11 protein-coding genes are annotated in these 13,418 nt (G+C 63.0%); 3 read left to right on the top strand and 8 right to left on the bottom strand.

The window, feature by feature from the left end; all coding sequences use genetic code 11:
* Window positions 1-80: 80 nt before the first annotated feature.
* From ACSQ20_RS18045 to ACSQ20_RS18015, 7 genes are all read right to left on the bottom strand, one after another.
* Window positions 81-326 carry a hypothetical protein gene (locus tag ACSQ20_RS18045; protein WP_436022341.1) on the bottom strand — a complete coding sequence of 82 codons (246 nt, stop codon included), beginning with the start codon at window positions 324-326 and terminating at the stop codon, window positions 81-83.
* Between the two features lie 20 nt (window positions 327-346).
* Window positions 347-571 carry a hypothetical protein gene (locus ACSQ20_RS18040; RefSeq protein ID WP_436022339.1) on the bottom strand — a complete coding sequence of 75 codons (225 nt, stop codon included), beginning with the start codon at window positions 569-571 and terminating at the stop codon, window positions 347-349.
* A gap of 78 nt (window positions 572-649) precedes the next feature.
* Window positions 650-1,597 (bottom strand): carbohydrate kinase family protein, encoded by a 948-nt coding sequence (locus ACSQ20_RS18035; protein ID WP_436022337.1) that lies wholly within the window; start codon window positions 1,595-1,597, stop codon window positions 650-652.
* On the bottom strand, window positions 1,594-2,901 hold the full coding sequence (locus ACSQ20_RS18030) for an AGE family epimerase/isomerase (RefSeq protein ID WP_436022335.1): 1,308 nt from the start codon (window positions 2,899-2,901) through the stop codon (window positions 1,594-1,596). Before ACSQ20_RS18030 ends, ACSQ20_RS18035 begins: the two co-directional genes overlap by 4 nt.
* Entirely contained in the window at window positions 2,898-3,947 is a 1,050-nt protein-coding gene (locus ACSQ20_RS18025) for a LacI family DNA-binding transcriptional regulator (protein WP_436022333.1), read from the bottom strand. The genes ACSQ20_RS18030 and ACSQ20_RS18025 overlap by 4 nt, the downstream gene beginning before the upstream one ends.
* Before the next feature lie 178 nt (window positions 3,948-4,125).
* Complete coding sequence (locus ACSQ20_RS18020) at window positions 4,126-5,424, bottom strand: GGDEF domain-containing protein (protein WP_436022331.1); 1,299 nt, start codon at window positions 5,422-5,424, stop codon at window positions 4,126-4,128.
* 233 nt (window positions 5,425-5,657) lie between these two features.
* The gene (locus tag ACSQ20_RS18015; protein WP_436022329.1) at window positions 5,658-6,653 is read right to left on the bottom strand and encodes a bile acid:sodium symporter family protein; all 996 of its coding nucleotides are present in this window, start codon (window positions 6,651-6,653) and stop codon (window positions 5,658-5,660) included.
* 292 nt (window positions 6,654-6,945) lie between these two features.
* On the opposite strand from ACSQ20_RS18015, the gene ACSQ20_RS18010 reads away from it, so the two are divergent.
* The 3 genes from ACSQ20_RS18010 to icmF all read left to right on the top strand — a co-directional run bounded on the left by ACSQ20_RS18010 (window position 6,946) and on the right by icmF (window position 12,322).
* Window positions 6,946-7,431, top strand: coding sequence for a hypothetical protein (locus ACSQ20_RS18010; protein WP_436022327.1), 486 nt, complete (start codon window positions 6,946-6,948; stop codon window positions 7,429-7,431).
* 271 nt (window positions 7,432-7,702) lie between these two features.
* Entirely contained in the window at window positions 7,703-8,833 is a 1,131-nt protein-coding gene (locus ACSQ20_RS18005) for a porin (protein ID WP_436022325.1), read from the top strand.
* A gap of 114 nt (window positions 8,834-8,947) precedes the next feature.
* Window positions 8,948-12,322: a fused isobutyryl-CoA mutase/GTPase IcmF gene (gene icmF / locus ACSQ20_RS18000; RefSeq protein WP_436022323.1), complete on the top strand. Its 3,375-nt coding sequence runs from the start codon at window positions 8,948-8,950 to the stop codon at window positions 12,320-12,322.
* 12 nt (window positions 12,323-12,334) lie between these two features.
* Here the strand turns inward: icmF and ACSQ20_RS17995 are convergent, their stop codons facing one another.
* Entirely contained in the window at window positions 12,335-13,294 is a 960-nt protein-coding gene (locus ACSQ20_RS17995) for an NAD(P)H-dependent flavin oxidoreductase (RefSeq protein WP_436022321.1), read from the bottom strand.
* Window positions 13,295-13,418: the final 124 nt, after the last annotated feature.

Raw genomic sequence — 13,418 nt, 5'->3', positions numbered from 1 at the left:
CCGGTGTTCGCGCGAGCGCCAGCGTTCATATCAGCGTGTTGTTGCAGATCGGCTTGCATCGCGCGCGTGGCCGTGGCTGTTCAGGGAAACGCTTTGGGCTTGGGTACGCCGGCACCGTCTTCGATATCGGCCACCGCCTGCCGATGCGCTGCATCGAGCGCTTGCGCTTCGCTCTCGTAGCCGCCATCGCCACCGATGGTGGTCCACCGCTGCACCGGGTTGTCCTGGTGACGAATTTCATACTCCGCGTCCCAACGCGCGTCTTGCAGTTCGAGCGGGCGCACGTGGATCGAATACACCCCGTACAAGTAGAGTTGCTCGGCCATATTCGCCTCCTGCCGCTTGATCAAAGTTCCAACGCGCCGAGAATCCGATGCGCGAGCGCCTTACCTTCCTCGAGCGCTTCCGAAGCCGTGGGATTCACCGCATCGACCTCGTAGGACGTCGTCTCTACATTGCTGCTCCCGTCGTCGCGAGCCAGCGACACGACGCCCTGGAACGACCCGTCGTCGATCTGGCGCACCGTTACGGTCGCCGTGTAGATGCCCTTGGTGTAAGTGACGTCGTCCATGATGCGGCTCCAAAGCGGTCGAACGGATGCTTTTCATGCTAGCACGCGTTCGAAAAAACGCGATGCGGCGTGATCAGATCACTCGGCCCGCAGCAGCGCCACGACCTCGTCGAGCGTCGGGGAGTGCGCGCCGGCACGCCGGCACGCCGCCGCGCCCGCCGCGAGCGCAAACGACAGGTGCTCGCGCCAACTGCGTTGCGGCCAGCGCATCAGGCTGAAAAGAAAGCCGCCGATCGAGGCGTCGCCGGCGCCGACCGTATCGGCGACTTCCACGCGCGGCGGCGAGGCTTCGATCGTTTCGCCCGCGGCGATGAACGTGGCCATCTGCGCGCCCCGTGTGACGAGGACGGCCGCGACCGGGTTCATCGCGCGCAAGGTAGCGAGCGCCGCCGTCTCGTCGGTGCCGAACAGGCACTGCAAATCCTCGTCGGATACCTTGATGAAATCGGCGAGCGCGGCCATCGCTTCGAGCGTCGGGCGATAGCCATGTGCCATCAAGCTGCGATAGTTCGGATCGAAGCTGATTTTCACGCCGCGCGCGCGCAAGTCCGCCGCGAGCGTGACAAGCGTCGCGCCGAGCGGCTGACGCGCGAGGCTGATGCCGCCGAAATGCGCCCATTGCACCGCATGCATCCAGCCCTCGGGCAAGCGCTGCGGATCGAAGGCGAGATCGGCGCTCGCTTCGCCGATAAAGAAGTAAGCGGGCGGGCGCGTCTCGAAAACGATGGCAAGCAGCGGGGGGCGATCGTTGCGCTGGATGAAGCGCATGTCGAGTTCGGCGGCCACACTGGCCTGCCAGAGTTCGTCGGAAAAACAATCGGTGCCGATGGCGCCCGCAAACGCGCTGGGTACGCCGAGACGGGCGACCGCACGCGCGACGTTCCAGCCCGCGCCGCCCGGGTGCGACAGCCATTGCGACGGCGAGCTCCCCGTGTTTGCTTGCGTACCGGGTTCGCGTACGAGATCGGTCAGGATGTCGCCCGCGCTGACGAAGAGCGGGAAATAGGAAGCGTGCGGCGTGCTCATGCGCTGTGGTCCGGTTGCGGCGCGGCCTGTGTCTCGTCGAGCCCGTTCAGCGCTTCGTAGCAGGCGCCCATCGTATGGTAGTCGGTCTTGCCGGCCGGGCTCTTTTCGTCGCTGTACTTGCGGTTGTCGCAAGTCAGAATGCGGTACCAGGCCCCGTATCGATGATCGACGAAATGCGTCCAGCTATAACGCCATAGCTCGTCGTACCAATCCCAAAAGCGCTCGCTGCCCGTGCGGCGTGCGAGCAGCGCCGCGGTCGCGAGCGTCTCGGCCTGGACCCAGAAGTATTTGTCGTGATCGCACACCGTGCCGTCGGGCGCGAAGCCGTAGCACAGGCCGCCGTGCTCGTCATCCCAGGCATGCGTGAGCGCGGCATCGAACAGCTCGACCGCTCGCGGCACGAGCCACGGCAGCGGCCGGTGCCGCTCGAGAATCAGCAGCAGCTTCGCCCATTCGGTTTGATGGCCGGGCTGAAAACCCCACGGCCGAAAGATGTTCGAGCTGTCGTCCTCGTTGTAGCGCCAGTCGACTGACCAATCCGCGTGGAAATGCTCCCAGACGAGCCCATGCGAAAGCTTGGCTTGCCGCTGGGTGATATTCGTCGCAATACGCTCGGCTCGGTCGAGGTAGACGAGATGCCCCGTCGCCTCGTAGGCGGCAAGCAACGCCTCGGTGGCATGCATGTTCGCGTTTTGGCCGCGGTAAGTGCTCACGTGCCAGTCGGCCGTCGCTTCGTCGGCGTAAAGACCCGCGGCCGGGTCCCAGAAGCGGTGCTCCATTAGCTCAAAAGTTTCGGCGATCTGCCGGCGTGCGTCGTCGATGCCGACCGCGGCTGCATGGGCCTGCGCCAGCAGAACGAAGGCTAGGCCGTAGCAGTGCCGCGTGGCGTCGAGCGTGCGCTTTTCGCGATTGCGCCACTCGATCTCCCAGTCGTAGCCGCCGTGCTCGGCGTCCCAATGCGCATCGCGCAAAAAGGCGAGCGCGTGGCGGGCGTACTCCAGATATTGAGGGTCGCCGAAGTGGCGGTAGGCCATCGCATAGTTGAATACGAACCGGCAACTGCTGACGAGATGGCGGCTCGTACGGTTATAGACGCTGCCGTCGTCTTTGAAGTAGTGATAAAAGCCGCCGGACGGGTCGTGTGCCGTCGGCGCATAGAACGCGAGGGTATCGGCGACATGCCCGAGCAGGAACTCGCGGTTGCGGAAATCTTCGACCGGCGGCACCGTTTCGTTCGTATGAACCGGGCCCGGTACCAAGCTGGCCGGCTTAAACGCCTTATTCGTATTCGGTAGTCTCGTCATGGTGTCGTTTCCGATGGGACGTCGACCGCTTCCAGCATGCGCACGGTGCCCGCAGTACCCATGGCGCCCACGGTGCTTGCACGCACCACAAGCTCGACGGGCAGGCGCACATCGATGTCGGCGGGGGAATCGTCGAGCAGCAATTCGACGCCGCGTACGCCGAGCGCTTCCTTGTCGGCGGCAATCGTCGTGAGCGGCGGTGCGGCATGGGCCGCGGCGGGAATATCGTCGAAGCCAACGATGGCGACGTCCTCCGGTACACGTAACCCGCGCGCCAGGCACACCCGCATGGTTGCCAGGGCTGCTACGTCGTTGTAGGCGAACACGGCGTTGGGCGCGTCATGTTCGGTGCAGGACTCGAAGAGACGTTCGACTGCTCGCGTGGCGGCGAGTTCGGGCGGCAGGCTCGCGTCGATCGTCGCCTCGAGCGAAGGGTCGAACAGCAGGCCCGCCTCGAAAAACGCTCGCCGATAGCCCAGTGCGCGCTGCGCGATGCTGTAGTGAGCCAGCGAGCCGCCAATAAATGCGACACGGGTTCGATTCATCGAAAAAAGGTGCTGCATCGCGAGCGTGGCGCCGGCGCTGTTATCGAGATTGACGCAGCGCAAGTTCGGGGCCCACAGGTCGATCAGCACGAGCGGGCGGCCTGTAGCGACGAGCGCGGCCAGGGTCTCCGGTTCGACGAACCCGGCGACGGCAATGGCGTCGGGCGCATGCAGGCGCAACTGCTCGGCCACGTCTTCGGTCGGCCCGGCGGTCAGCAGCGACGGCACGATGCCACGCGCGCGGCAGGCGCTTTCGACGCCGTGCAGCACATGCGAGAAAAACGGGCTCGCGGCGAAATTGTTGTGTTGGCGATGCAGCAAGAACGTGAGGCGGCGGATGCGCGGGCGCAACTGCGCGGCATCGTAGCCGAGCCGGCGCGCGGCAGCGACCACGCGCAAGCGCGTGGCCTCCGACAGGCCCGGCTGATTTTTCAGCGCCCGCGATACCGTGCCGATCGACACGTTTGCCGCGCGCGCGATGTCGCGAATGGTCGTAGCCATCGTTCGTGCGCCTTCGATTTCACCGATTCGGAGTTCCGGCGATTGTATAGTAAAAATTACGCCAGGCTGCTCTGAAAACGTTCGGGAAATCCCTCTAACGACCGATTGGAAAGGCTATGCGGAACATCTAATTGTTTAGTAAAACGTGCTAAACAGGCAAATCATCAATTCATGGCCGTCACGTACCCCTCAGCCCACCTGCTGCGGCCAATTGCGGTTCGACCTGCCCGACACGCATCTCGTCCGGCAAGTTAATGAAGGCGTAGGCTTCGCGTCTAGGGAAAGGCCCGTTGCTGTTCGTGCGCGCAAATGGGTCACGCGCGGCGCGCTGGCGCTGTGCCACAACGACGCGGTTGCGCCCTCCGCCCTTCGCATCCAGCAAGGCCGTATCCGCATGCCGAATCACGCGGTCGATCTGCTCGCCGGGCATATGCTGCGCGACGCCGATGCTGATCGTGAGCGGCACGTCGAAATGCCGTACGTCTTCGACACGCTTGCGCAGGCGTTCGGCAACGCGCGCGGCGTCCTGCGCGTCGGTGCCGGGCAGCAATGCGACGAATTCCTCGCCGCCGAAGCGGCCGCAGACGTCAGTCGGCCGCAAGCCGTCCTGAATCTCGCGCGCCAGCAGACGCAAGGCGCGGTCGCCGGCATCGTGCCCGAGCCGGTCATTGACCGATTTGAAGTGGTCGGCGTCGATGTAAAGAATCGAAAACGGCTGCGCATGGCGTTCGGCGCGCTGCAAGATGCGGCGGCCGAGTTCGAATATGCGTCGACGGCGCGGTAGTTGTGTGAGGTCGTCGATATCGGCGAACGCCCGCAATTGTCGCTCGAGCCGAAAGTTCTTTTTTTGCGAACGCAGCGCGAACAGATTGGTGACGAGACTCGTCGCGATGGCGACGATCATCGACAGCATGACGCCGAAGCGCTCCCCGGCCGAGGGCGCCCCGAACGAGACGAGCACGAGCGGACCCGCGAGGGAGAGGGCGGCGGCCGCCGCGAAATCCCAGCCGCGCAGCAGTGCGGGGCTGAACGCGAGCGGAATCAGCACGAAGGCGGGCAAAATCAGGGACGCTCGATCGTCCCATTGCAACGCATGCCAGGCCAAGCCTGCTTCGAGCGCGGCGATCAGCGCAAGTGCGGCGATGTTGGCTCGCAGCGCCCCGCGGCGGCTCCAGGCGACGACGAGTGCGGCCCCCATCGGCATGACCGGCAACGCACCTGCCAGCACCGCGGCGCCCCCGGTCGGGTGCGTGCCGAACCAGGCATCGCCGGCGACGAATGCGAGGTAGCCGAAGAGTGCGGTCGTCAGTTGCGCGCACAAGAACGACCACAGACGTTGCGCCGCATAGTCGTCGAACGATTCGTTTTCCTGTGATGCGTCCGTCGTCGCGGCGCGCCGCCCCCGCCAGCGCCGTTTTCGGCGCGGCCAAATAGCCGTGCGCTGACGATTTTCGCCAGACCCATCCTCGCTGCTCATTTATTGTCTCGCTTGAATGTGGCAACTTCGGCTTTCATAAAACGGAGCGTGGCTCGTTCCGCGGTGCCATTCTAATAGTGCTCAATATCGGGTGGCATGGTTTTTACGATATTTAGTAATTGGAGCTGCAGTACGCGTGCCGATAATCAACCGAATTGGCAAACGTTTGCGTGTCGACGCATCGGTAATAACATCTCGTAGGTTTTTGTGTGAGGCAGAAAATACGATTTCATTTATCTGATGATTTGCTCTTTTGCCGCGTCGCGGCGCTCGCCCCAACGTTGCGCGAGTGCCGCACAGACCATCAATTGCATTTGATGGAAAAGCATCAGCGGCAAAACGATTGCACCGACTGCTTGAGCCGAGAAGATGACCTTGGCCATCGGAATACCGGAGGCGAGGCTTTTTTTGGAGCCGCAAAAGACAATCGTGATCTGATCTGCGCGATTGAAGTGCAAGTGTTTGCCGACCCATGCGGTCGTAGCGAGCGCTGCGGCGAGCAATATGCCGTTCACGACGAGCAGTGAAACGAGCGCCGTGAGCGGCACGTGGTGCCACAACCCTTTGTTGACGGCCTCGCTGAAAGCCATATAGACGACGAGCAGGATCGAGCCTTGATCGACGAAGCGCAGCACGCGACGATTGCGATCGAGCCAAGGGCCGATGACAGGCCGTAACAGTTGCCCCGCGACGAAAGGCACCAGTAATTGCAAGACGATGTCGCTGATCGTATGCCACGGCGAACGCGCGCCGCTCGTCTGGTTCGTGATCATCAGGCTGACTAGTGCCGGTGTCACGAAGATGCCGATCAGGCTCGACGCCGAAGCTGCGCAAACGGCCGCGGGCACGTTGCCTTTGGCGATCGAGGTGAAGGCGATCGACGATTGCACGGTGGACGGCAGCGTGCAGAGAAAAAGTACGCCCATATAGAGTGTCGGCGTGACGAACGGCGACACCAGCGGCTTGAGTGCGAGGCCGAGCAGCGGAAAGAGAATAAACGTACTGGCGAGCACGAGCATGTGCAGCCGCCAATGCGTCGCGCCCGCCAGCACGGCTTCGCGCGAGAGTTTCGCGCCGTGCAAAAAGAAGAGCAGCCCGACCGCTACATTGGTCAACGCGTTGACGGCGAGTGCGACGTTCCCTTGGCAAGGCAGCAGGCTCGCGAACACGACGGTGCCGATGAGCGAGAGCGTGAAATTATCGGGAACCACGAGAGGCAGGCGAGGCATGAAAGGGCGTGTTGAATGACGAAGACCGAGCGAAACCGCCGACGAAAATGGTGCCAAAGGCGCGCGATACGCGCCGCGCAAGCCGGCGGCTCGCGCCAGCTTTGCGCAAAAACACGCCACAGTAACACCACGTTACAACGGCGTCGCCCACCTAACACTTTTTGGCTCGACACCTCCCGGCAGCGGCCCATAAATTACAGCTGGACGCGGCCCTTGCCGCCATTCTTCCGATCTCCTTGCGGTAAAGATGGCATGCGGCGCAGTTGGCCGCGGGCAGGACGATTGAGCGAACATGGCGGATTTGCGTTTCGACACTATCTTACGTTGGGCAATGGCAGCGCTTGGCGCTGCCGTGGTGTCGCTCGCGCTCGCGCAACCGCATGCCGTGAGCTTTCGCCCGCCCGACAACGGGTTCGCTATCAATGCGCCGCCACGCGAAGCACCGCGACTGCAGGAACCGGCCGCCGCCATGTACAAGACCGCCCACACGATCAACGTCGAGCACCGCGGCAAGCCTGGCGCCGGTGTGCGTTCGCTTCGACGCTTGGGCGGTGGGCGCCAGGGTAGTATGCCCGTTGCATCGGGCGGCATTCCCTATCGTCCGGTTGGAGACGCACGGAGCGTGCCGCGCCCCCGCGGTAATGCCACTTACTTGCGGGCCGGTTCGATCCGCGACGCCATCACACGTTACAACGAAGAGCGCGACACGAGCCGTCCGGCGGTGCGCCAACCCGCGCCGAGTACCCGTCTTCCCGACCCTTCCATCTATCGTAACTGAGCGCGCTCGCGCTTTTAGCGGCGTTGTTCCGACGAAACAATTTGGACGCCGTGCCATGGTGCACCACTATCACGGTGTGCCTGAAAAACAACGCGCCGCCGTTCGGTTGATCGAAACGCTATACCCGCCATAAGCAAACGTATTTTTGTCCGGAAAAATGGTCCGTAACGATGGTTGCGCCCTGGGGCAAAGCATCGAGGACGAAGGCAACCCGACCGGTTCGCACAAGCGCTTCGCGACGCTTCATTTTTCGACAAAATTTGGAGAATCCATGACAAGTATCGCCAGCCGTGCGCTGACAACACGTTCCCGACCCTTGCGCTCGTTCCGATTGTTCCGCTTGGCCGCGGCCGCGGGCCTCGTTGCGGCGGGTTCCGCCGCCTACGCGCAGTCGAGCGTTCAACTGTATGGCCAGGTCGATACCTGGGTCGGCATGCAGCAGTTTCCGGGCAGCCAGCGTGCCTGGACCGTCGGTGGCGGCGGCATGTCCACTTCATATTGGGGCATGAAAGGCGCGGAAGATCTCGGTGGCGGTTTCAAGGCGATATTCACGTTGGAGGATTTCTTCTTGCCGCAAAACGGCCATTACGGCCGCTTTACCGGAGATTCATTTTTCTCGCGCAATGCTTATGTCGGCATTCAATCTCCTTACGGCACATTTACGACCGGGCGGCTGACCACGCATCTATTCGTTTCAACAATTCTTTTTAATCCATTCATCGATTCATATACGTTTTCGCCGATGGTCTACCACGTGTTCCTCGGCAACACCGCGGTGCCATCGGGAGCAACTTATGCAACCGATATTGGCGTGGTCGGCGATTCCGGCTGGAACAACGCCGTGCAGTATTCGACGCCTGACTATAACGGCCTGTCGGGTAGTGTCATGTATGGCCTCGGCAATCAGGCCGGCAGTAATGGTGCGAAAAAATGGAGTGCGCAGTTTCTCTATTTCCATGGTGCCTTTGCTGCCACCAGCGTATTTCAATACGTGAACTTCAACAATAGCCCGGGCGATCTGGTTACGCCGGCGCCCTTCGGCAGCGTCGTCTCGTTCAAGAGTCAGAGCGTCGGTCTGCTCGGTGCCAGCTACGACATGAAATTCGCGAAGCTCTACGCGCAATACATGTACACGAGCAACGAAAAGGTGGGGGGCGGCAGTTGGCACGTCAACACGGGGCAAGGGGGCGTGACGGTGCCGGCTGGCCCCGGCAGCATCATGGCCTCGTTTGCCTATTCGCGTGACGGCGGCGGCTTCGACCAGACACGCCGCACCTGGGCGCTCGGCTATGACTATCCGCTGTCCAAGCGCACCGATATCTACGCCGCTTATATGTACGACAAGCTGAGCAGCCTGTCGACGGGCCAGACCGTCGGCGCCGGCATTCGCGCAAAGTTCTGAGGGTCCGAGGGCCGAACTGGACGCCTCGCTTGAGCCTCCCCGAGGCGTCCGGTCGAACGCGGTTGCCTATACTGCGAAGAGCACCCGCGCGAGTCGTGCGAGAACGGGGGAGACATGACCGATCTATCGACGCCGCAACCACGCGGCGCGACGCAGCCGGCGACGGCGCCCGCCGCATCTGCCACATCCGCGCGGCTACGTTTCGTCACCGCCGCTGCGCTCTTCGACGGCCACGACGCGGCCATCAACATCGTGCGGCGCATCCTGCAGGCGAGCGGCGTCGAAGTCATCCACTTGGGCCACAACCGCTCGGTCGACGAAGTGGCCCAGGCTGCGCTGGACGAAGATGCCGACGGCATCGCCGTTTCGAGCTATCAGGGCGGCCATGTCGAATATTTCCGCTACCTGGTCGAATGCTTGCGTGCGCGCGGCGGCGAGCGAATCAAAGTGTTCGGCGGCGGTGGCGGCGTCATTGTTGCCGACGAGATCGCCGCACTCGAGCGCGCGGGCGTCGAGCGCATATATTCGCCGCAAGACGGTCAGCGGCTCGGTCTGCAGGGAATGATCGAAGACATGATTTCGCGCTGTACCCGCAGCAGCGCCGCAATCGCATGGCTTGACGAGCTCGATCTCATCGACAGCGCGGCAGAGCATGGCAGATGGCGCGCGCTTGCGCAGCTGGTCACGGCACTCGAAAACGGCGCGGTGGATGCACCGACGCACGCGGCGCTCGGCGCGCGTGTGGCGGCCACGCGCACGGTGCCGGTGCTTGGCGTAACGGGTACCGGCGGCGCGGGAAAGTCGTCGGTCACCGACGAGTTCGTGCGGCGCTTGCGGCTCGATTTCGGCGACACGCTGCCGATCGCCGTATTGGCCGTCGACCCGTCGCGCCGTAAGTCGGGCGGCGCGCTGCTCGGCGACCGGATTCGCATGAACGCGATCGGCGACTGGGGGCACGGACCGCGCGTGTTCATGCGCTCGCTTGCCACGCGCGACGCGGCAAGCGAGGTACCGGATGTACTGCCCGATGTAATCGCTGCCTGCAAGGTGGCCGGCTTCGCACTAATCATTGTGGAGACGTCCGGCATCGGCCAAGGCGACGCCGCCATTGCGGGTTACGCTGACCGCTCGCTTTACGTCATGACGCCCGAGTTCGGCGCCGCAAGCCAGCTCGAGAAAATCGACATGCTCGATTTCGCTGATTTCGTCGCAATCAACAAGTTCGATCGCAACGGCGCACTCGATGCGCTGCGCGATGTCGCGAAACAGGTTCAGCGCAATCGCGAGGCGTGGGGCGAGCCGCCGGAGGCGATGCCTGTTTTCGGCACGATTGCCGCGCATTTCAACGATGATGGCGTCACGGCGCTTTACCAGCGCATCGTCGCGTCACTGCAGGAGATCGGCCTGCCGCAACATGCTGGCGGCGCGCGGCTGGCGCCCACGCAGGTGCGCCATTCGAGCGCGCGGCATGCGATCGTTGCGGCGGCACGGGTGCGCTATTTGTCGGAGATCGCAGAGACGGTACGCGGCTATCGCGCGCGTGCCGAGGCGCAAGCGGTCATTGCACGCGAGCGATGGCAGTTGAGCGAGGCGCGGCGCATGCTCGCCGAATCGAGTGACGCTTCGAGTGATGCTTCGCCGCCAACCGGCCAGACCAACGCAAACACCCTCAGACACCTCGACTCCCTCGCGGCCGAGCGCGATGCGCGCCTTGGCGAGCGTGAGCACGCGCTACTTGAAGCGTGGCCGCAGATGGCGGCCGCCTATGCGGGCGACGAGTATATCGCGACCGTACGCGGCCGCGAATTGCGTCACAAGCTGACCGTGACAACGCTTTCGGGCACGACGTTGCGCAAGGTGTCGCTGCCGAAGTTTGCCGACCCGGGCCAGACGCTGCGCTGGCTGGCGCTCGAAAACTTGCCCGGCCATTTTCCGTTTACCGCGGGCGTATTCCCGTTCAAGCGTGAAAACGAAGACCCGACGCGCATGTTCGCGGGCGAAGGCGACCCAGCGCGCACCAACCGGCGTTTCAAACTGCTGTCGCAAGGCATGCCGGCAGCACGTCTATCGACCGCATTCGATTCGGTCACGCTCTACGGCGAAAACCCCGACGAGCGCCTCGACATCTACGGAAAGATCGGCAACTCCGGCGTATCGGTTGCCACGCTCGACGACATGAAGCAGCTCTATGACGGCTTCGATCTATGCGCTCCCACCACATCGGTATCGATGACGATCAACGGCCCCGCACCGACGATTCTCGCGATGTTCTTCAACGTCGCGATCGATCAAGCGCTTGATCGGCTTGGCGCGCGCCATGCCGAGGCCGGCACCACCCCGAGCGCGGACGAGCTCGCGGCAGCACGCGCGCAAGCGCTCCAGACCGTACGCGGCACGGTCCAGGCCGATATCCTCAAAGAGGATCAAGGGCAAAACACCTGCATTTTTTCGACCGAATTCAGCCTCAAGATGATGGGTGACATTCAGGCCTATTTCGCTCGGCACGGCGTGCGAAATTTCTATTCGGTCTCAATCTCCGGCTACCACATTGCCGAAGCCGGGGCGAACCCGATCACGCAGCTTGCCTATACGCTTGCCAACGGGTTCACCTATGTGGAGGCGTATCTGGCGCGTGGCATGTCGATCGACGAATTCGCGCCGAGCCTGTCGTTTTTCTTCTCGAACGGCATGGAGCCCGAATACACGGTGCTGGGCCGCGTCGCGCGGCGCATCTGGGCCATCGCGCTGCGTGAACTATACGGCGCGAACGAGCGCAGCCAGAAGCTCAAATATCACGTGCAGACGTCGGGGCGCAGCCTGCATGCTCAGGAGATCGCCTTCAACGATATCCGTACGACGCTGCAAGCGCTGATCGCCGTCTACGACAACTGTAACTCGCTGCACACGAATGCCTACGACGAAGCGGTCACGACGCCGAGCGCCGAATCAGTGCGGCGCGCTCTTGCAATTCAGCTGATCATCAATCGCGAATGGGGGCTGGCGAAGAGCGAGAACCCGAACCAGGGCAGCTTCGTCATTGAAGAGCTGACCGATCTCGTGGAAGCAGCGGTGCTGGCGGAGTTCGATCGTCTCACCGAGCGGGGCGGCGTGCTCGGCGCGATGGAGACGGGATACCAGCGAGGCCGGATTCAGGATGAATCGATGCAATACGAGCGCCGCAAGCACGACGGGTCCTACCCGATCGTCGGCGTGAATACGTTTCTCGGCAACGATGCCAGTTCGTCACCGCCGCCTTTGGCGCTGGCTCGCTCGACGAGCGAGGAAAAGCAAAGCCAGCTTGCGCGTCTTGCTGCGTTTCACGATCGGCATCGCGCGGAGGCCCAGGCGATGCTCGCTCGCTTGCAGCAAGCGGTCATCGATGACGAAAACGTCTTTGCCGTGCTGATGGATGCCGTGCGCGTATGCTCGCTCGGGCAGATTACACACGCGCTATTCGAAGTGGGCGGGCAGTATCGACGAACGATGTAAGGGGCCGGCCGGTCAGCCCCGCATGCCGAGACGCGCACGCGCTTCGTTGTATTCGCATGTCAGACGTTCGACGAGCTCGGCCACTGTCGGAACATCATCCATCAGGCCGACGCCTTGGCCCGCGCCCCAGATATCCTTCCACGCTTTCGCCTTGTCGCCGGCAAAGTTCATCGCGGTCTTGTCCGACGAGGGCAGTGCATCGGGATCGAGCCCTGCGTTGACGATGCTTTCGCGAATGTAGTTGCCGTGCACGCCCGTGAAGAGGTTCGTGTAGACGATGTCGGCGGCCGTCGCGTTGACGATCGCATGTTTGTAGCTCGCCACCGCGTGAGCCTCTTGCGTGGCGATGAAGCGCGTGCCGATATAGGCGAGATCAGCGCCCATCGCCTGCGCGGCGAGAATCGAGCCGCCATTGGCGATCGCGCCCGAGAGCACGATCGGCCCGTCGAACATGCGCCGCACTTCGCCGACGAGCGCGAACGGCGAGAGCATCCCCGCGTGTCCGCCCGCGCCCGCTGCCACCAGAATGAGCCCGTCGACCCCCGCTTCGAGCGCCTTTTGCGCATGGCGCAGATTGATGACGTCGTGCAGCACGATGCCGCCATAGCTGTGCACGGCATCGATCATTTCCTTGACCGGTGCGCGCAGACTGGTGATGAAGATCGGCACTTGATGGTCGACGCATACCCGCACATCGTGCTCGAGGCGTGCGTTCGACTGATGAACGATCTGATTGACGGCCACGGGCCCGATGTTCGCGCCCGGGTGGGCTGCCCGATGTGCGGCGAGCCCCTCGTCGATTTGCGTGAGCCACTCGTCGAGCTGCTCGGCCGGCCGGGCATTGAGCGCCGGAAATGATCCGACGATGCCGGCTTTGCATTGCGCGAGCACGAGTTCGGGATAGCTGACGATAAACATCGGCGATCCGACCACAGGCAACGTCAGATTTTTGAGGACGGCGGGCAGGGCCATGACGCGGATCTCCTTCGACGGAACAGTAAGAGCACGATCGTTCGATTATAAGGAGCTGCGCTGCCGGGCGTTGCGTTTAACGTTGGAGGGAGTGCTCAGGTTCTACGTTTCGTGGCCGCGCGAA

The sequence above is a fragment of the Trinickia sp. LjRoot230 genome (assembly GCF_964253315.1).
Lineage (GTDB): Bacteria > Pseudomonadota > Gammaproteobacteria > Burkholderiales > Burkholderiaceae > Trinickia.
The sequence above is the reverse complement of the archived record's forward strand: the minus strand, read 5'-3'. Positions and strand labels throughout refer to the sequence as shown.

Bases quoted from the DNA above. Each gene is read 5' to 3' on its own strand.
- ACSQ20_RS18045 (WP_436022341.1), bottom strand. From the start codon at position 326: ATGGCCGAGCAACTCTACTTGTACGGGGTGTATTCGATCCACGTGCGC.
- ACSQ20_RS18040 (WP_436022339.1), bottom strand. From the start codon at position 571: ATGGACGACGTCACTTACACCAAGGGCATCTACACGGCGACCGTAACG.
- ACSQ20_RS18035 (WP_436022337.1), bottom strand. From the start codon at position 1,597: ATGAGCACGCCGCACGCTTCCTATTTCCCGCTCTTCGTCAGCGCGGGC.
- ACSQ20_RS18030 (WP_436022335.1), bottom strand. From the start codon at position 2,901: ATGACGAGACTACCGAATACGAATAAGGCGTTTAAGCCGGCCAGCTTG.
- ACSQ20_RS18025 (WP_436022333.1), bottom strand. From the start codon at position 3,947: ATGGCTACGACCATTCGCGACATCGCGCGCGCGGCAAACGTGTCGATC.
- ACSQ20_RS18020 (WP_436022331.1), bottom strand. From the start codon at position 5,424: ATGAGCAGCGAGGATGGGTCTGGCGAAAATCGTCAGCGCACGGCTATT.
- ACSQ20_RS18015 (WP_436022329.1), bottom strand. From the start codon at position 6,653: ATGCCTCGCCTGCCTCTCGTGGTTCCCGATAATTTCACGCTCTCGCTC.
- ACSQ20_RS18010 (WP_436022327.1), top strand. From the start codon at position 6,946: ATGGCGGATTTGCGTTTCGACACTATCTTACGTTGGGCAATGGCAGCG.
- ACSQ20_RS18005 (WP_436022325.1), top strand. From the start codon at position 7,703: ATGACAAGTATCGCCAGCCGTGCGCTGACAACACGTTCCCGACCCTTG.
- icmF (WP_436022323.1), top strand. From the start codon at position 8,948: ATGACCGATCTATCGACGCCGCAACCACGCGGCGCGACGCAGCCGGCG.
- ACSQ20_RS17995 (WP_436022321.1), bottom strand. From the start codon at position 13,294: ATGGCCCTGCCCGCCGTCCTCAAAAATCTGACGTTGCCTGTGGTCGGA.